Origin of the sequence: Lentzea sp. JNUCC 0626, from assembly GCF_043632865.1 — a bacterium.
Lineage (GTDB): Bacteria > Actinomycetota > Actinomycetes > Mycobacteriales > Pseudonocardiaceae > Lentzea.
The window spans coordinates 9,092,757-9,110,340 of record NZ_CP171635.1; the positions used below are offsets into that span (position 1 = coordinate 9,092,757).

General features: G+C 68.8%; 20 protein-coding genes. 15 read left to right on the forward strand and 5 right to left on the reverse strand.

What is annotated here, in order from left to right; all coding sequences use genetic code 11:
- Positions 1 to 23 precede the first annotated feature (23 nt).
- From JNUCC0626_RS42655 to JNUCC0626_RS42685, 7 genes are all read left to right on the forward strand, one after another.
- On the forward strand, positions 24 to 956 hold the full coding sequence (locus JNUCC0626_RS42655) for a bifunctional riboflavin kinase/FAD synthetase (protein WP_394616310.1): 933 nt from the start codon (positions 24 to 26) through the stop codon (positions 954 to 956).
- Positions 957 to 1,040: 84 nt separating this feature from the next.
- The gene (locus JNUCC0626_RS42660; RefSeq protein WP_394622223.1) at positions 1,041 to 1,523 is read left to right on the forward strand and encodes a helix-turn-helix domain-containing protein; all 483 of its coding nucleotides are present in this window, start codon (positions 1,041 to 1,043) and stop codon (positions 1,521 to 1,523) included.
- A 294-nt stretch (positions 1,524 to 1,817) separates the two neighbouring features.
- Positions 1,818 to 2,087 carry a 30S ribosomal protein S15 gene (gene rpsO, locus JNUCC0626_RS42665; protein WP_045318466.1) on the forward strand — a complete coding sequence of 90 codons (270 nt, stop codon included), beginning with the start codon at positions 1,818 to 1,820 and terminating at the stop codon, positions 2,085 to 2,087.
- Between the two features lie 233 nt (positions 2,088 to 2,320).
- A complete protein-coding gene (locus JNUCC0626_RS42670) occupies positions 2,321 to 4,561 on the forward strand; it encodes a polyribonucleotide nucleotidyltransferase (RefSeq protein ID WP_394616311.1) in 2,241 nt (746 codons plus the stop codon).
- Positions 4,562 to 4,578: 17 nt separating this feature from the next.
- Positions 4,579 to 5,961: a M16 family metallopeptidase gene (locus JNUCC0626_RS42675; protein WP_394622224.1), complete on the forward strand. Its 1,383-nt coding sequence runs from the start codon at positions 4,579 to 4,581 to the stop codon at positions 5,959 to 5,961.
- Positions 5,958 to 6,695 (forward strand): 4-hydroxy-tetrahydrodipicolinate reductase, encoded by a 738-nt coding sequence (gene dapB / locus JNUCC0626_RS42680; RefSeq protein WP_394616312.1) that lies wholly within the window; start codon positions 5,958 to 5,960, stop codon positions 6,693 to 6,695. The genes JNUCC0626_RS42675 and dapB overlap by 4 nt, the downstream gene beginning before the upstream one ends.
- A complete protein-coding gene (locus tag JNUCC0626_RS42685; protein ID WP_394616313.1) occupies positions 6,692 to 7,129 on the forward strand; it encodes a tetratricopeptide repeat protein in 438 nt (145 codons plus the stop codon). Before dapB ends, JNUCC0626_RS42685 begins: the two co-directional genes overlap by 4 nt.
- Positions 7,130 to 7,207: 78 nt before the next feature.
- Here the strand turns inward: JNUCC0626_RS42685 and JNUCC0626_RS42690 are convergent, their stop codons facing one another.
- Positions 7,208 to 8,413, reverse strand: coding sequence for a winged helix-turn-helix domain-containing protein (locus JNUCC0626_RS42690; RefSeq protein ID WP_394622225.1), 1,206 nt, complete (start codon positions 8,411 to 8,413; stop codon positions 7,208 to 7,210).
- A gap of 70 nt (positions 8,414 to 8,483) precedes the next feature.
- On the opposite strand from JNUCC0626_RS42690, the gene JNUCC0626_RS42695 reads away from it, so the two are divergent.
- Positions 8,484 to 9,026 (forward strand): GNAT family N-acetyltransferase, encoded by a 543-nt coding sequence (locus JNUCC0626_RS42695; RefSeq protein ID WP_394616314.1) that lies wholly within the window; start codon positions 8,484 to 8,486, stop codon positions 9,024 to 9,026.
- Between the two features lie 21 nt (positions 9,027 to 9,047).
- Positions 9,048 to 9,554, forward strand: coding sequence for a hypothetical protein (locus JNUCC0626_RS42700; RefSeq protein WP_394616315.1), 507 nt, complete (start codon positions 9,048 to 9,050; stop codon positions 9,552 to 9,554).
- Positions 9,555 to 9,733: 179 nt separating this feature from the next.
- Here the strand turns inward: JNUCC0626_RS42700 and JNUCC0626_RS42705 are convergent, their stop codons facing one another.
- Together JNUCC0626_RS42705 and JNUCC0626_RS42710 are read right to left on the reverse strand one after the other, a co-directional pair.
- Positions 9,734 to 10,609 carry an SRPBCC family protein gene (locus JNUCC0626_RS42705; protein WP_394616316.1) on the reverse strand — a complete coding sequence of 292 codons (876 nt, stop codon included), beginning with the start codon at positions 10,607 to 10,609 and terminating at the stop codon, positions 9,734 to 9,736.
- Positions 10,606 to 11,148 carry a helix-turn-helix domain-containing protein gene (locus tag JNUCC0626_RS42710; RefSeq protein ID WP_394616317.1) on the reverse strand — a complete coding sequence of 181 codons (543 nt, stop codon included), beginning with the start codon at positions 11,146 to 11,148 and terminating at the stop codon, positions 10,606 to 10,608. Before JNUCC0626_RS42710 ends, JNUCC0626_RS42705 begins: the two co-directional genes overlap by 4 nt.
- Before the next feature lie 128 nt (positions 11,149 to 11,276).
- On the opposite strand from JNUCC0626_RS42710, the gene JNUCC0626_RS42715 reads away from it, so the two are divergent.
- The 3 genes from JNUCC0626_RS42715 to JNUCC0626_RS42725 are packed head-to-tail and all read left to right on the forward strand — an operon-like array spanning position 11,277 to position 13,387.
- Positions 11,277 to 12,260 (forward strand): aldo/keto reductase, encoded by a 984-nt coding sequence (locus JNUCC0626_RS42715; protein WP_394616318.1) that lies wholly within the window; start codon positions 11,277 to 11,279, stop codon positions 12,258 to 12,260.
- Between the two features lie 5 nt (positions 12,261 to 12,265).
- On the forward strand, positions 12,266 to 12,874 hold the full coding sequence (locus JNUCC0626_RS42720; protein WP_394616319.1) for a TetR family transcriptional regulator: 609 nt from the start codon (positions 12,266 to 12,268) through the stop codon (positions 12,872 to 12,874).
- Positions 12,875 to 12,892: 18 nt separating this feature from the next.
- Entirely contained in the window at positions 12,893 to 13,387 is a 495-nt protein-coding gene (locus JNUCC0626_RS42725) for a hypothetical protein (RefSeq protein WP_394616320.1), read from the forward strand.
- A 28-nt stretch (positions 13,388 to 13,415) separates the two neighbouring features.
- On the opposite strand, the gene JNUCC0626_RS42730 is transcribed toward JNUCC0626_RS42725, so the two are convergent.
- Positions 13,416 to 14,321: a DUF4097 family beta strand repeat-containing protein gene (locus tag JNUCC0626_RS42730; RefSeq protein ID WP_394616321.1), complete on the reverse strand. Its 906-nt coding sequence runs from the start codon at positions 14,319 to 14,321 to the stop codon at positions 13,416 to 13,418.
- Positions 14,322 to 14,326: 5 nt separating this feature from the next.
- Positions 14,327 to 14,842 carry a toxin-antitoxin system HicB family antitoxin gene (locus JNUCC0626_RS42735; RefSeq protein ID WP_394616322.1) on the reverse strand — a complete coding sequence of 172 codons (516 nt, stop codon included), beginning with the start codon at positions 14,840 to 14,842 and terminating at the stop codon, positions 14,327 to 14,329.
- A 68-nt stretch (positions 14,843 to 14,910) separates the two neighbouring features.
- Here JNUCC0626_RS42735 and thyX point away from each other — a divergent pair, with 68 nt between their 5' ends.
- From thyX to JNUCC0626_RS42750, 3 genes are all read left to right on the forward strand, one after another.
- Positions 14,911 to 15,615 carry an FAD-dependent thymidylate synthase gene (thyX, locus tag JNUCC0626_RS42740; protein WP_355299898.1) on the forward strand — a complete coding sequence of 235 codons (705 nt, stop codon included), beginning with the start codon at positions 14,911 to 14,913 and terminating at the stop codon, positions 15,613 to 15,615.
- A gap of 4 nt (positions 15,616 to 15,619) precedes the next feature.
- Positions 15,620 to 16,021 carry an ACT domain-containing protein gene (locus JNUCC0626_RS42745; protein ID WP_394616323.1) on the forward strand — a complete coding sequence of 134 codons (402 nt, stop codon included), beginning with the start codon at positions 15,620 to 15,622 and terminating at the stop codon, positions 16,019 to 16,021.
- 71 nt (positions 16,022 to 16,092) lie between these two features.
- Positions 16,093 to 17,538, forward strand: coding sequence for a serine/threonine-protein kinase (locus JNUCC0626_RS42750; protein ID WP_394616324.1), 1,446 nt, complete (start codon positions 16,093 to 16,095; stop codon positions 17,536 to 17,538).
- Positions 17,539 to 17,584 lie beyond the last annotated feature (46 nt).

The following is a 17,584-nucleotide window of genomic DNA, read 5'->3' on the forward strand; positions in this document are numbered from 1 at the left end:
CGGGCCGTCGTAGGCTGATCACCGTGCAACGCTGGCGCGGACTAGATCACCTTCCCGGCGGCTGGGGCCGCTGCGTCGTGACCATCGGTGTGTTCGACGGTGTCCACAAAGGCCATCAGGCCCTGATCGGGCGTGCCGTCGGGCTCGCCGGTGAGCGTGGGCTGCCGAGCGTGCTGATGACCTTCGACCCGCACCCGTCCGAGGTGGTGCGGCCGGGCAGCCACCCCGCGCAGCTCAGCACGTTGCGGCGGCGGGCCGAGCTGGTCGAGGAGCTCGGGGTCGACCACTTCGTGGTGGTGCCGTTCAGCCTCGAGACCAGCCGGATGCCGGCCGACCAGTTCGTGCACGAGGTGCTGGTCGAGAAGTTGCACGCGGCGGCTGTTGTAGTGGGTGAGAACTTCACCTTCGGGCACAAGGCGTTGGGTAACGTCGCGCTGCTGCGCCAGCTCGGGCAGCGGTTCGGATTCGTGACCGAGGGGGCTGATCTGGTGTCCGCAGAAGAGGTGACGTACTCGTCGACCTACATCCGCGCGTGCATCGACGCGGGTGACGTGAAGGCGGCGGCCGAGGCGCTGGGGCGTCCGCACCGGCTGGAGGGGATCGTCGTCAAGGGCGACGGGCGGGGCAAGGACCTCGGGTTCCCGACGGCCAACCTGTCCACGCCGAAGTTCGCGGCCGTGCCGGCGGACGGCATCTACGCGTGCTGGTTCACCGACGCCAAGGGCAAGACGCTCAAGGCCGCCGTGTCGGTGGGGACCAACCCGACGTTCTCCGGCAAGGAGCGCCGTGTCGAGGCGTTCGTGCTGGACGTGGACGAGGACTACTACGGGCAACGGGTGTCCGTGGACTTCATCGAACGGTTGCGCGAGATGGAGAAGTACGACTCCGTCGAGGCGCTTCTCGAACAAATGCATCGAGATGTAGACCGAACGAGGGAACTGCTCGCCGAGTCGTGACCGTCAGATTGGGCGAAGCGGACGTCCTGACGTCCGCGGCCTGGCAGGATGCGGGTCGGAGTGCTGGCTACTGGAGAGGCCAAGGTGGAGGACCACAAGATCGTTCAACGCAACCTCGCCCTGCAACGGGAGTGGTACGGGGAACCTCTCGGTGACCGGGTGCGCCGGTTGGTGGTGGCCTTCAACGTGTCCCAGGCGCAGCTCGCGGACGTGCTGGGGATCAGCGCTCCCATGCTCAGCCAGGTGATGAGCGGCCGGCGTGCCAAGATCGGCAACCCCGCGGTGCTGGCCCGGCTGATCATGCTGGAGCGCAAGATCCTCACGCCGGACGTCGCCACGGGTGCGCCCGAGGCGTTGCAACGCGCGCTCGACGAGGTGCGCGAGTCCAAGCCGACGGTGTCGCGCGACTCGTTGCCGGTCAACGGCGACGAGAGCGTCGCGTACCCGGTGCTGCGCCGCGTGGCCGACCGGGTGGAGCTCCAGCAGGCCGCCGACCTGCTCACTGAGGACTTCCCGGCGATCGCGGAGCTCTTCCGGCGCGCGATCAGGGCCGCGGGACAGCGCTGACCCGGATCCACCGGGAATTCACGGCGAATTAAATGAGTTGGCAGCGGTAGGGCTTCCCGGCCACAATTCAGTTCGTGCACCTAATGGTGCCGGTGCTCGTGAGCAGCGCCGACGGCGTTCACCCACCCGTGGATCGGGTGGGGTTGCGCACGTCAGCGCGCCGCTGAGCGTCGTGCCTGATAGCCTTCGCAGTTGGGTCTGGCTGCGGTCCGTGGCGGCCAGTACCGGCTACCCCGGCCAGCAATTCGGCGGGCGTGGGGCCGCACGGACCTGAACAAGTAGGAGAAGTACCTAGTGGCACTGTCCACGGATCAGAAGAAGTCCATCCTCGGCGAGTACGGTCTGCACGACTCGGACACCGGCTCCACCGAGGCCCAGGTTGCCCTGCTGAGCAAGCGCATCGCCGACCTCACGGAGCACCTGAAGCAGCACAAGCACGACCACCACTCCCGTCGGGGCCTTCTGCTGATGGTCGGCCGTCGCCGCCGTCTGCTGAACTACCTGACCAAGGTGGACATCAACCGCTACCGCGCGCTGATCCAGCGCCTCGGTCTGCGCAGGTGATTTTTGCCGAGGGGGAGTGACCGGCCGGTCACTCCCCCTCGGTGCACAACCGGGTGTATACAGATCCCTGGTTGCAAAGAGGAACGAAACACAGGACCCGCATCGCGCGAAGCAGTTTTCCGCCGGTCCTCGGTAGTGGTTCCCTGGTGGAAGACGCCCCAGGGGACTTCGATCGAAGACCGGCCTCGTCAAGACGCGTGTGCGGTGTCCAAAAGACGAGGAGTAACAAGTAAATGACGGACATCGAGGTCCACGAGGCGACTGCCGTTATCGACAACGGCAAGTTCGGCTCGCGCTCCATCCGCTTCGAGACCGGGCGCCTCGCGCGTCAGGCCGCCGGCAGCGTGGTGGCGTACCTGGACGACGAAACGATGCTGCTGAGCGCCACGACGGCGTCGAAGCACCCCAAGGAGCACTTCGACTTCTTCCCCCTCACGGTGGACGTCGAGGAGCGCATGTACGCCGCGGGCCGCATCCCCGGCTCCTTCTTCCGGCGTGAGGGTCGTCCGAGCACGGACGCCATCCTCACCTGCCGCCTGATCGACCGTCCGCTGCGCCCGTCCTTCGTGGACGGTCTGCGCAACGAGATCCAGGTCGTCATCACCGTGATGAGCCTGAACCCGAAGGACCTGTACGACGTCGTGGCGATCAACGCCGCGTCCGCGTCGACGCAGCTCGCGGGTCTGCCGTTCTCCGGCCCGATCGGTGGCGTCCGCGTCGCTCTGATCGAGGGCCAGTGGGTCGCGTTCCCGACCCACGAGCAGCTGGAGAAGGCCGTGTTCGACATGGTCGTCGCCGGCCGCGTGGTCGACTCGGGCGACGTCGCGATCATGATGGTCGAGGCCGAGGCCACCGACAACGTGATCGACATGATCGCCGAGGGCGCCACCGCCCCGACCGAGGAGGTCGTGGCTGCGGGCCTCGAGGCCTCCAAGCCGTTCATCAAGGTCCTCTGCGAGGCCCAGGCGCAGCTCGCCCAGGTCGCCGCGAAGGCCACCGGCGAGTACCCGACGTACCCGGCCTACCAGGCCGACGCGTTCGAGGCAGTCGAGGCGTCCGCGTCCGGTGAGCTCGCTCAGGCGCTGACCATCGCGGGCAAGGCCGAGCGCGAGTCCAAGCTGGACGAGGTCAAGGCCGCCACGCTGGAGAAGCTGGCCGAGCAGTTCGAGGGTCGCGAGAAGGAGGTCGGCGCCGCGTTCCGCTCGCTGACCAAGAAGCTCGTGCGCCAGCGGATCCTGCGCGACAAGGTCCGCATCGACGGCCGTGGCCTCACGGACATCCGCGACCTCGGTGCCGAGGTGGCCGTGATCCCGAGGACGCACGGCTCGGCGCTGTTCGAGCGCGGCGAGACCCAGATCCTGGGTGTCACCACGCTGAACATGCTGCGCATGGAGCAGCAGATCGACTCGCTGTCTCCCGAGACGCACAAGCGCTACCTGCACCACTACAACTTCCCGCCCTACTCGACCGGTGAGACCGGCCGCGTGGGTTCGCCGAAGCGCCGCGAGATCGGCCACGGCGCACTGGCTGAGCGCGCTCTCATGCCGGTGCTCCCGAAGCGGGACGAGTTCCCCTACGCGATCCGCCAGGTGTCCGAGGCGCTGAGCTCCAACGGCTCGACGTCGATGGGCTCGGTCTGCGCGTCCACCCTGTCGCTGCTCAACGCGGGTGTCCCGCTGAAGGCGCCGGTCTCCGGCATCGCGATGGGTCTCGTCTCCGACGAGGTCGACGGTGAGACCCGCTACGTGGCGCTGACCGACATCCTCGGTGCCGAGGACGCGTTCGGCGACATGGACTTCAAGGTCGCCGGTACCAAGGACTTCGTGACGGCTCTCCAGCTCGACACGAAGCTCGACGGCATCCCGTCCGAGGTGCTGGCGCAGGCGCTGGGCCAGGCCCGCGACGCGCGCTACACGATCCTCGAGGTCATGGCCGAGGCCATCTCCGACCCGGACGAGATGAGCGCCTTCGCTCCGCGCGTGACGTCGGTCAAGATCCCGACCGACAAGATCGGCGAGGTCATCGGCCCGAAGGGCAAGATGATCAACTCGATCACCGAGCAGACCGGTGCCGACATCTCCATCGAGGACGACGGCACGATCTACGTCGGTGCGGCGGACGGCCCCTCGGCCGAGGCCGCGATCGGCATGATCAACGCGATCGCGAACCCGCAGCTGCCGAAGGTCGGCGAGCGCTTCCTGGGCACCGTGGTGAAGACGGCCGCGTTCGGCGCGTTCGTCTCGCTGCTGCCCGGCAAGGACGGCCTCGTCCACATCTCGAAGCTGGGCAACGGCAAGCGCATCGCGAAGGTGGAGGACGTCGTCAAGGTCGGCGACAAGCTCCGCGTCGAGATCGCCGACATCGACCAGCGCGGCAAGATCAGCCTCGTCGTGGTGTCCGAAGAGGACGCCGCGAAGCCGGCTGACGCTCCCGCTGCCGAGGAAGCGGCTCCTGAGGCGGCTCCCGCGCAGTGAGTGCGACTGACAACAACGTGACGGCCGCGGGTGCATCCACCCGCGGCCGTCCGCGTACTCCCACGCTCGGACACCTCCAGAAGCCGGGCAGCACGCGCGTGCTGGAGGCGTCCGCCGGGTCCGAGGTGCGGCGCAGCATGCTGCCGTCGGGCCTGCGCGTCATCACCGAGCGCATCCCCAGCGTGCGGTCCGCGTCGGTCGGGCTGTGGGTGCAGGTCGGGTCCCGGGACGAACGGCCCGAGGTCGCGGGTGCCGCGCACTACCTGGAACACCTGCTGTTCAAGGGAACCGCGCGTCGTTCCGCCGCCGCCATCGCGGAGGAGATCGACGCGGTCGGCGGCGAGCTGAACGCGTTCACCGCGAAGGAACACACCTGCTACTACGCGCACGTCCTCGACGAGGACCTGCCGTTGGCCGTGGACCTCGTGGCGGACGTGGTGTTCGAGGCGATCTGCGGCCCGCGCGACTTCGAGACCGAACGCGGTGTCGTGCTCGAAGAGATCGCGATGCGCGACGACGACCCCGAGGACCTGCTGCACGACGCGTTCATCGAGGCGTTGTTCGGTGGGCACGCGCTCGGGCGTCCCGTGCTCGGCACCGAGAAGTCCATCCAGGACATGGAACGCGACGCGCTCTACTCGTTCTACAAGAAGCGCTACACGTTGCCGCGCATGGTGTTCGCCGTCGCCGGCAACATCGAACACGCCCACGTGATGCGCCTGATCCGCAAGGCTCTCGGCGACCGGCTGTCGCGGGAGGGCAGCGCGGTGGTGCCCCGTGCGGGCCGTGCGCGCATCGCCGACGCCCAGAAGCTGGTGTTGCACACCGACGACACCGAGCAGGCGCACATGATGCTCGGCATGCGCGGCCTCGATCGTCACGACGAGCGCCGCTTCGCTCTGAACGTGCTGAACGCGGCCATCGGCGGCGGCATGAGCTCACGCCTGTTCCAGGAAGTGCGCGAACGCCGGGGCTTGGCCTACCAGGTTTACTCGTCCGTGGGGCTGTACGCCGACACGGGCACGTTCGCCGTCTACGCGGGCTGCCAGCCGGACCGGCTGGGCGAGACCGCGGGCGTCATCCGCGAGGTTCTCGTGGACGTGGCGCGCGGCGGTCTCTCCGACGCGGAGGTGGCGCGCGGCAAGGGACAGCTGCGGGGTGCGTTGGTGCTGGGGCTGGAGGACACCAGTTCCCGGATGTCGCGCATCGGCAAGTCCGAACTGAACTACGGCGACCACCTGAGCGTCGAGGACACTTTGGCCCGCATTGATGCCGTTTCCGCTGATGAAGTGGCACTCCTCGCACGTGATCTGCTGCGCCGCCCCGTCGCCGCGGCGGTCGTGGGACCTTACGATCACGCCGATGATCTGCCTGACCAGGTACACGAGGTGATTGCATGATTCGCGTCGGAGTTCTCGGCGCGCGGGGCCGCATGGGTTCCGAGGTGGTCAGCGCCATCGAGGCAGCCAAGGGCATGGAGGTGGCGGCGGCCATCGACGCCGACGACCCGTTGTCCACCCTGGTGGACGCGGGCGTCCAGGTGATCGTCGACTTCACCCGCCCCGAGGCCGTGATGGGGAACCTCGAGTTCTGCATCGCCGCCGGAATCCATTGCGTGGTAGGCACTTCCGGCTTCGACGAGGACAAGCTCGCCGCAGTCGAGACGTGGCTCGCCGCGCAGCCGTCCGTCGGCGTGCTGGTGGCGCCGAACTTCGGCATCGGCGCGGTCCTGCTGATGCGCTTCTCGGAGATCGCGGCCCGCTACTACGAGTCGGCCGAGATCATCGAACTCCACCACCCGCGCAAGGCCGACGCCCCGTCCGGCACCGCGGCCCACACGGCCCGGCTGATCGGTGCCGCGCGAGCCGGCATGGACCCGATGCCCGACGCCACCACGGTCGAGGAACCGGGCGCGCGCGGTGCCGTGGTCGACGGCGTCCGCATCCACTCGATGCGGATCTCCGGCATGATCGCGCACCAGGAGGTCGTGTTCGGCGGGGAGAGCGAAACCCTCACGCTGCGCCAGGACTCGTTGCACCGCAGCTCTTTCATGCCCGGTGTGGTGCTGTCCGTGCGGGAGATCGTCTCGCGCCCCGGCCTGGCCGTCGGCCTCGACAAGTACCTCGACCTGTGAAGGTCCGGATCACGGTCGCGGTCCTGATCGCGGCCCTCGCCGTCTACTTCGTGCTGCTCGCCAGCCGCGCGGTGGCGTTGTTGCAGACCGGCGAGATCGTCGGCGTGCTGCTCGGGATCGGGGTCCTGATCCTGCCGCTGCTGGGCGTGTGGCTCGTGTACTCCAACCTGCGTTTCGGTTGGCAGACCGAGAAGATGGCGCGCGAGTTGGACGCGGCCGGGCTGCTGCCCGACGTCTCGCACCTGCCGCGCCGTCCGTCCGGGCGGGTCGATCGGGACGCTGCCGACTCGTGGTTCGAGGAGCGGCGGGCCGAGGTCGAGGCTTCGCCTTCGGACTGGAGGGTGTGGTTCCGGCTGGCCTACGCGTACGACATCGCGGGGGACCGCGGGCGGGCGCGGGAGACCATGCGGAAGGCGATCGAACTGCATTCCTGATCTTGTCGGGGGTGCCGAGTACGTTGAAACGCAGGGGTTCCCGGTTCGGGGGGACCCCTGCGTCAGCACGCGCAAGGGTCAACCGGTGAGGACTGCCGTGATCAGGTCTGCGGCCAGATCTCCCTTCTGCACCACCAGAACCTCCTCCAGCCCCAGCCACTCCGCCATGTGCTGCAACTCAGCGGCCAGTTCGGCAGCGACCCGAGCCCGGTCCACCCCGGGCTCCGCCCACGCCGACTGCACCCGCAACACCCCGGCCGCCCGGTCCGCCTTGATGTCCACGCGCCCCACCAGCTCACCGTCCAACAGGAACGGGAACACGTAGTACCCGTGCACCCGCTTGGGTTCGGGCACGTAGATCTCGATGCGGTAGCGGAAGCCGAAGATCCGTTCGGTGCGGGCCCGCTCCCAGATCAGCGGATCGAACGGGCACAACAACGCCCGCCCCACGACCCGCCGCGGTGCCTTGGCCTCGACGTGCCGGTAGCCCACGCCCTTCCAGCCCTCCACGGCGACGGGTTCCAGCACGCCGTCCGACACCAGCGAGGCGACGGCGGCCTGGGAGCGGCGCGGGTCGAGGCGGTAGTAGTCGCGCAGGTCCGGTTCGGTGGCCACGCCCAGGGCGACGGCGGAGCGGAGGACCAGTTCGCGGGCGCCGGTGTCCGGGGTCCACTGCTGGGCCAGGACGTCGGCTGGGATCACGCGTTCGGTGAGGTCGTAGAGGCGTTCGAACGAGCGGCGGGTGCCCGTGGTCAGGACGCCCACTCCGAACAGGACCTCGCAGACCCGCTTCACCTCGGACCAGTCCCACCACGGGCCCTTGGCGCGACCCGAGTCGCCCAGGAGGGCCTTTTCCAGGGCGCCGGCGCCGATGGGGCCCAGTTCCTTCACGGCGGCGAGGACTTCGTCGACGAGTTGGGGGGAGCGGTCGACGAGGGTTTGGTAGTTCTGCCACCAGCCTCGCTTCTTGGCTCCCGAGTGGAACAGCGGCCAGTCGGCCACCGGGACCAGGGAGGCTTCGTGCGCCCAGGTTTCCACGAGCATGCGGGGTTTGCGGGCCGTGTGGGTCCAGGCCGCCTCGTCGAGCAGGGTGGGGGCGTAGGAGCCCAGGCGGGAGAACAACGGCATGTAGTGCGCGCGCACCGCCACGTTCACCGAGTCGATCTGGAGCAACTGCACGCGCGACAGCACTCGTTGCAGGTGTCTGCGGGTCGCCGCGGAGGGCCTCAGGTCGGTGAAGCCCTGGGCGCCCAGCGCGATTCGACGGGCCACGTCCGCACTCATCGTCTGCACTCGGACGATGCTGCCACGCACCCCTGACAATTCCGCGACGAGGCGTCGATAAGCTGCGTTTATGGCCGACGCCGGCGTCCAGATCGCCACCGCTGCTGACCTTCAGGAGATCGTCCGCATCCATCGGGAGACTTGGCGGCTCGCGTACGCCGAGTTGCTGCCGAAGGAAGTGCTGGACACGCTCGACGCCGACGAGGCCTGGTCCCTCGCCGTCCACAGCGGAGCCGTGCTCAAGGCGACCGAGGGGGAGTGGACTGTCGGGTTCGTCGTGGCCAGCAAGGCGCCCGAGGAGGAGGTCGCCAACGCCGACGGCAGCTTGCCCGCAGACGCGGAGACTACGGCGCTCGTCAGCGTGCTCGTCGAACCGCGGTGGGGACGCAGGGGACACGGCACGAGGCTCGTGGCCGAGGCCGGGAAACGGCTCGAGGCCACGGGTGCCTCCAGGGGCATCGCGTGGATCCCGGAAGCCGACAAGGCGTCGAAGAACTTCTACGAACGACTGGGCTGGACGGGGGACGGCACGGTGCGCACGTTGGACGCAGACGGGCGTCCGTTGCGCGAAATCCGGGTGTCCGGCGAACTCGCCGTCCGACTCGACCTCTGAGATGTGTGTAGCCTCGGCCGGGTGCTCGCCTTGGTTGGCCTCACCTTCGGGGTCGCGCTCGGCTCAGCGATAGTCCCCCTGATCAGCATCGAGATGTTCGTGCTGGGACTCTGCGCGCGCTGGCCGGACACATCGTTCTGGATCGTCGGCCTCTCGGTCGCGGTCGGCCAGGTGCTGGGCAAGCTGCTGTACTTCTACGCCGCGCGCGGTGACATCCACCTGCCGAAGTTCATGCACCGCAAGAAGAGCGACAAGCCGTCCAGGCTCAGCAAGTGGTTCGGGCCGGGCACGCGCATGCACCGGTGGGGCGACTGGGTGCACGTGAAGTGCAAGGCGCACCCGAACTGGATGGCCGGCACCCACGGGGTGAGCGCGCTGGTCGGGGTGCCGCCGTTCATGGCGACGAGCGTGCTCGCCGGGCTGGCCGGCATGTCCACGCTGATGTTCGTGGCCACCGGCATGGTCGGGCGCTTCGCGAGGTTCAGCTTCCTCGCGGCCTCACCCGCCATCGTGATGGCCTGGCTCTAGGGCACTAGTAGTTGAAGAGGACCGCCGCGGTCACGGAGAACGCGATCAGCACAGCGGCGATGGTGACTCGGGCCGACTCAAGCACGATCCCGAAGATATCGGTCACGAACCGACGAAAACCAGGCGCAAGCGGGTGAGAACCGAATGATCTGGCTCTCACCCACCTGTTTCACGCCCGATCATTCAAGGACGAGAACTCCGTCGGGCAGTCCGGGCGCCTCGTAGGAGTGCCACATCGGACGCCACTCCGGCAGCTCCAGCATCCGGCGCATGTCCGCGAACCCGGACAGCCAGCCCATCCACGAGCCGTACGGCGGGTCGGTCACGTCGAAGCCGCTCTGCACGAACGTCAGCCGCGTCTTCCCCTCCGAGCCCTTCAGCTGCCAGTCGGCGACCATGCCGTCCGGGAACTGCACCGCGAACCGGTCCTCGTCCAGCGCGATGACGAGAGCGGGGTTCGGCTCGTCCTCGAAGCTGCCCATCGCCCACCGGCCGCCGACGTGCGGTTCGATCGAGCAGCGCGCCCCGAAGTACCGCGCGAACACCTCCTCGTCTGTCAGCGCGTGGATGATCGCCGCAGGGGTGGCCGCGATGTCGACCTCGATCCGCTGCTCCTTCGCCACGAAGTCGCACAGCGCGAACGTCGTGCGGCCCTCGACGTGCTCCACCAGGTTCGCGAGCGACAGCGACCAGAACGTGTGGACGACGCCCGCGCCGCCCTCGTCCTCGACGGCCGCGCCCCACTCCGGGTACGGCGACTGGGACGCGTAGATCAGCGTCTCGCCGTCGCGTTCCTCCACACCGAGCTCGACGGTGTACTCGACGTCGCGCAACAGCCACGAGAAGCGCACCGAAGAAGAAGTCACGTCCAGCAGCTTGTGCCGGCCGCGCTCGACCCCGGGCGTGTAGCGGCCCCAGAACTCGTACACCCCGTTGTCGAGGTCGGTGTCGGCGTGCTCAGCGAGCCACACGCGCAGGTCGTCCGCCGAGGTCAGCGCTTCGTAGGCCCGTGCGGGCGAGGCGGAGGTGCGGACGCGGACAGTTCCGGTGCTCATCGATCGTCTCCCTTGGGGTAGCAGGCGAGCGCGATGCGGAAGGCATCTCCTTCGGCGCCGCCGTATCGGGTGAAGAGGTCCTGCAACGTCGTCTGCAGCTCGGCGAGGAACCGCGCGCGGTCCTCGGGCGGCACCCGGATCTCGCCGGACACGCCCACGGACGGCAGTTCGGTCGACCTGTCGAGGGCTGCCACGTCGGCCTGGATCTGCTCGGCGAGGTCCACGAGATGCCCCAATGCCAGTTCGTCGCGCGACCCGATCCGGCCGACCAGGCGCGGCGACAGCCAGTACGACCTGGCCACGGCCTGGTAGAGGCCCTCCTGGACACCGCGCACGCGGCGCTCGGAGACCTGGGTGGCCAGACCGGCCTTGACCAGCTGTTTCACGTGGTAGTGCACGCGTTGCGGCGTCTGGTCGAGCACCTGGGCGACCTCGGTGCACGAGCGCGGCGCGGCGAGCTGCCGCAGCACCTCCACGCGCTGCGGCTTGAGCAGGGTCTCGGCCTGCTCCATCCGGTCCAGATAGATCACGTCTCTCATCGCAAAAATCACTTTGAACGTTCAAAACTATTTTGTCAATCGGACCGACAAAAATGGGCTGACAGATATTGAAATCTGTCAGCCCAACGGGCATGGTGGAAGGACCGAAGACAACGGAGGGGTTCGAAATGCAGAAGCGTCAGCTCGGAGCCACCGGCCCGGTCGTGTCCGCCATCGGCCTCGGCTGCATGGGCATGTCCAACGCCTACGGCCCGGCCGACCGGGACGAGAGCATCGCGACCGTTCGCGCCGCCCTCGACGCGGGCGTCACGCTGCTCGACACGGGTGACTTCTACGGCCAGGGCCACAACGAGATGCTCGTCGCCGAGGCCATCAAGGGCCGTCGCGAGGAGGCGCTGCTCAGCGTCAAGTTCGGTGGCATGCGCGACTACGACGGCGCGTTCCTCGGCTTCGACACGCGACCCATCGCCGTGGCCAACTCGCTCGCGTACTCGTTGCAGCGGCTCGGCACGGATCACGTCGACATCTACCGGCCCGCGCGGCTCGACCCGAACGTGCCGATCGAGGACACCATCGGTGCCATCGCCGAGCAGATCGACAAGGGCCGCGTCCGCCACATCGGCCTGAGCGAGGTCGGCCCGGAGACGATCCGGCGCGCCCACGCGGTGCACCCGATCGCCGACCTGCAGATCGAGTACGGCCTGCTCGAACGCAACGTCGAGCGGGAGATCCTGCAGGTCACGAGGGAACTCGGCATCAGCATCACCGCGTACGGCGTGCTGTCGCGCGGCCTGATCTCGTCCACGCCGCTCGCGCTCGACGGCGGCGACTACCGCAGCCACACGCCCCGGTTCCAGGGCGACAACCTCAGCAGCAACGAGGTGCTCGTCGCGAAGCTCCGCGAGATCGCCGGGGACAAGGGCGTCACGGTCGCCCAGCTCGCGATCGCCTGGGTCGCGGCACGCGGTGAGGACGTGGTGCCTCTCGTCGGCACGACCAAGCGTGCGAGGCTGGAGGAGGCGATCGGTGCCGTCGGCGTGACGTTCACCGATCGGGAACTCCAGGAGATCGAGGCCGTTGTGCCCGTCGGGGCCGCCGCGGGAACGCGGTACCCGGCCCAGCAGATGGCGATGCTGGACAGCGAGAGGTGAGTGACGTGGCGGAGGCGTTGACCGGCGAGGCGATCCTCGTGGCGACCGAAGAGGTGCTGCGCAGGTACGGCCCGGCCAAGGCGACCGTCGTCGACGTCGCCAAGGCCCTCGGGGTCAGCCACGGCAGCGTCTACCGCCACTTCCCGACGAAAGCCGCGTTGCGCGAGGCCGTGACGCGGCGCTGGCTCGACGCCATCCACGTGGAGATGGAATCCGTCGTCGACCCGGCGGCGAGCGCGGGCGACAACCTGCGGGCCTGGCTCCAGCGCCTGTTCGACCGCAAGCGGCTCTCGCACTCGGACGAGCCTGAGCTGTTCGCGACGTTCAAGGTGCTCGTGAGCGAGAGCAGCATCATCCCGGACTACCACCTCGGGCACCTGGTCGGGCAGATCGCGCGCATCATCCAGACCGGAGTGGATACCCGGGAGTTCGTGACGGACGACGTCGAGCGGACGGCGCAGGCGGTGTGGGACGCGACGCAGGTGTTCCACCACCCGGCCCACGCCCAAGAGTGGGGGAATCCTCACATTCAGGACGCGTTCGACGCCGTGGTCTCACTGGTCGTCGATGGACTGCGGTACAACCGAATCCCTAGTGCCACAGGCGATGCTTGAGGGTCACGGAGGTGAACGGTGCCGCCTGACGAGTGGATCGATCTGCTGGGAGCGCCCGAGAGGCGTCCGGACCCGGTTGACTGGGACGCGGTCAAAGCACGGGTCGGCACCGCGCTGCCCAGCGACTTCGTGCATCTCGCCGAGGCCTATCCGCCGCTGATCGTCGGCGGTTACGTCCGCATCCTGCACCCAACGGCACGTGCCGGTTTCATGAACTGGATGGCAACGGCGCCCAAGATGCTGCGGGCGCTGCGGCGGGCGCCCGGCCTGCGGGTGCACCCCGATCGTCCCGGCCTGCTGCCGTGGGGCATGACGGTCAACGGCGAGCACTGCCTCTGGTACACGCAGGGCGAGCCCGACGAGTGGACCGTGCTGGTCACGGACATGCGCGAGAAGTGGTCCTACAACGGCAACTTCTCCAGCTTCGTCAGGAAGTTCCTGACGGCGGAGATCCGCTGCCCGCTGTTCCCGGATGACGTCCCCGGCGGCTCCAAACCGTTCCAGGAGCCCTAGCCGGAGACGTCCCTACCCGACCCCCCGGTCAGCTTGCGGCGGCGGTCACCAGCGCGTTGCCGCTGCCAGTGCGGCCCGTGACGGACAAGGCGGCGTCGCCCAACGGCTCGGACGACACGTCGAAGTCGCTGCGGGCGGTGCCGGACGTGGACACCAGGTCGATGCGCGCGAGCGTGCCCTGCCTGATGCCGACCTGGATGTGGCCAGAACCCGTGCCGAGTTGCAACTCCCCTGAGGCGGCGTCGGCCACGGTCAGGTCACCGCTGCCGGTGCGCACCTGGACGTTGCCCTGCACGGCGCCCAGCCACACGTCACCGGTGCCGGTGATCAGCGTGGACGTGCCGCCGATGGACGACACCTCGACGTCACCGCTGCCCGTCTTGGCCTTGAGCGACGACAGCATCGTGCCCAGGCGCACGGTCCCGGCCCCGGAGTTCACCTTGGCCTCGCCGGTCGCGCGGTCCGCGGACACGCTGCCCGTGCCGGTGTTGAGGTCCAGCCGGCCTGCTCCGCCCGTGACGATGACGTCGGCAGCGCCGGTCCGTGAGGCCACGTGCGACCCCACAGGCGCCGTCACCACCACCGAGAGCGGCACGGCGCGCAACGGCAGCGCCTTGGACGACTCGATGCGCAAACGGTTGCCCAGCAGTTCGACCCGTGCGTCGCGCACGGCCTCGTCGGGTCCGGACGGGGGAGCGGCCTTCTCGGTGCCGAACTGGCCGCTGACCCAGCTCAGCACGCTCGACAGGCCCTCGGTCCACGAGTTGCCCGCGTTCGGGTCGTGCCGCACCTCGACGTGCACGCCCGGCGCGTCGACCAGCTGCACCTGCACCCGGCCGCTGAGCAGCGAGATGTCGATCTCGGCGACGCCCGCGAACTCGAAGCTCTGCTGGCGCACCACGCCGGCCGGTTCCGCGTCTGTCGGTTCGGTCATCCCGCTCACCCCTGCACCCATCCGCGGACCCGCGAGCCCGACCCCGTGTTCCCGCTCCACCCCTGGTGCCTCTGGTGCTTGTGCTTGCCGTGCACCGCGCCACCCACGGCCTGCTGGATGAACGAGTTCAGCGACACGCCCTGAGCGGCCGCGGCGGCCTCGGCCTTCGACTTGAGCTCGTTGATCATGCGCAGCGTGATGCGGCTGATGTCACCAGTGGCGTCACCGGCGCCAAACAGTGGCACCTCCTGACGCGCGCTGGGTTCCGGTTCCGGCTCGGCGGCTCCGGTGACGACCACCTGGACGTCCCGGCCTGCCAGTCGAACGTCCACGACCTGGCCGTCCAGGGAGGCGGTGACCTCCGCGGCCAGGTCGGACAGTGCGTTCATGATTGCCAGTCGCGCGGCTGGCTCGAGCGCTGCGGACAACGCGGCGGCCGTTCGACGGGTGTTCTCGTCCCCCGCTGATGCGGCCGTCGCCAGGTCCTCGCGCAGTGACGCGATGTACGGCGACAGATCCATGACACCACTATGACGTCACTTCCGACATCGCGCAAGGAACTCGTGGTGTCAGGGCTAATGTCGGCACCATGCCGAGAGTGCGCTTGGTGGCGAAAACCGAGTTCATCCCACCGGACGACGTGCCGTGGACGACCGACGCGGACGGGGGTGCGGCGCTCGTCGAGTTCGCCGGCCGGGCCTGCTACCAGTCGTGGGACCGCTCGAACCCGATGACGAACACCAACGCGACGTTCCTGCACCACCTGCTCGACGTCGGCCACCTCGCCGCGTTCGAGCACGGCAGCGCGTCGCTCTACCTGACCGAGCTGCCGCGCTCGCTCACCCACGAGCTGATCCGGCACCGGCACTTCTCGTACTCGCAGCTCTCCCAGCGCACCGACCCGACCGACGTCGTCGAGCCGGACCTGATCGCGCGGGACCCCGAACTGCACGCGCGGTTCGTCGCCGCCACCGAGGCGAGCCTGAAGGCGTACGAGGACCTCGTGCAGAGCCTGGAGAAGTCCGTCAACGGACGGCGCGCGCGGCAGATCGCCCGGTCCGTGCTGCCCAACGCCACGGGCACCGAGATCGTCGTGACGGGCAACTACCGCTCGTGGCGGCACTTCATCGCGATGCGCGCGACCGAGCACATCAACGTCGAACTGCGCGAACTCGCCGTCGCCTGCCTGCGCGAACTGACCAAGGCCGCGCCCAACGCGTTCGCCGACTTCGTGATCTCGACACTCCCGGACGGCACAGAAGTTGCCTCCAGCCCGCTGGTGGTTGAAGGCTGAGCGCATGAAGCGGCTCATCGTGGACGTCCTGCCCGGCGAATACGCGGTCTCACGCCTGGCGGCGGACGCTCCGGTCCCCAGCGGGCTGCTCGACCTCACCGGCGTGCTGGTGTCGGTGATCAGGACCCCGGCCGAGCTGTCGGTCGTCGCGCCGACGTCGTTCGCCCTGGACGCGGACGTGGTGGAGAAGGGCTGGCGGCTGCTGACCGTGCGCGGGCCGCTGGAGTTCACCCTGACCGGCATCATGGCCGCGCTGACCGGCGAACTGGCCGCCGCGGGTGTCTCGCTGTTCGCGCTGTCCACTTACGACACGGACCACCTGCTGGTGAAGCAGACCGACCTCGGCCGCGCCGTCGTGGCGTTGCGTGCCGCAGGTCACGAACTGGTTGTAGCGCCGGAAGCTTAGGAACCGATCCTCCAGTTGGCGGGTCTCAAGTACCGTCAACGCCCCCGGTTCCGAAGTCGTAGGAGCGCACGTTGCACGGACAGGCAGTCGAACCGCGCGTCATCGCCGGCAGGTACGCCCTGGTGGCGGAGCTCGGCCGCGGCGGCATGGGCATCGTCTGGCGCGCCCAGGACCGGCACATCGGGCGCTTCGTCGCGGTCAAGGAACTACACCTGCCCGACGGCATCGCGCACGAGGAACGCCGTGTGCTCGAAGAGCGCGCTCTGCGTGAGGCGCGCACGGCGGGCAAGCTCAACGACCCCGCCGTCGTCACCGTCTACGACGCGATCAACGAGAACGGCACGACCTACATCATCATGGAGCTGGTCGACGCGGCGACGCTGTCGACGTTGATCAGCACCCACGGCCCGATGCCGCAGAACCAGGTCATCTCGATGGCGCTGCAGGCGTTGTCCGCGCTCGAAACGGCGCACCAGGCCGGGATCGTGCACCGCGACGTGAAGCCCGGCAACCTGATGGTCCGCCCGGACGGCAAGCTCAAGCTCACCGACTTCGGCATCGCCCAGGCCGTCGACGACCCGCGCCTCACCACGAGCGGCAGCCTCATCGGTTCGCCCGCCTACATGGCGCCGGAACGCATCCACGGCCACGAGGCCGGCCCTCCGTCCGACCTGTGGGCCCTGGGCGCGACCCTCTGCTACGCCGTCGAGGGCTGGAGCCCGTTCGAACGCTCCTCCACGGCCTCGACGCTGCACGCGATCATGAGCGAGACACCGCGCCTCACCCGCGCGACGGGCGTGCTCGGCGCCGTGATCACCGGCCTGCTGATCGCCGACCCGAACGCCCGCCTGTCCGGCCCGCAGGCCCGCGCGATGCTCTCCAGCATCGGCAACCAGCCGACGCCGCCCACCGGCATCTCGCCCGTGCAGACGCAGCAGTACCAGCAGCAGGCCCCGGCCGTGGACCCGGCGAAGAAGAAGCGCAACCGCATCATCGCGTTGGTCGGCGCGGTGGTCATCGCCGCGGCGGCGTTCACCGGCGGCATCTTCGCGCACAAGGCGTTCACCACGCCCGGCGGCAGCAGCGGCAGCACCGCGCTGACCTACGGCGAGGGCGCCGAGGTACCGGTCTTCCAGCTCTACGAGAACACCTGCGGGCTCGGCGAGGTCGCCCCGACGAAGCTGCTCAACTCCGACACCCGCGAGGAGTGCGACAAGCCGCACGACTTCGAGGTGTTCGACGCGATCGACACGCTGCCCGTCGCGTCCAACCTGCCCGACGCCGCCTACCCCGGCATCGACTCCCTGAAGAGCCTCGGCGTGTCCCGGTGCGAGATGACCCTGAACTCGCAGTGGGTCAAGGACGGCGCGAAGCTCAAGCTGACGACCCTGGTCCCGAGCGAGAGCGCGTGGACCAAGGACAAGAGCGGCAACGCCGAGCGCAAGATCTGGTGCCTCGCGGGCGCCAAGGACGGCAGCAAGCTCGACGGCTCGATCAGCGCCAAGAAGGACAACTAGAGCAACCGAGCGGATCGCCCCGGCGTGTGTGTGGCGGGGAGGTGGT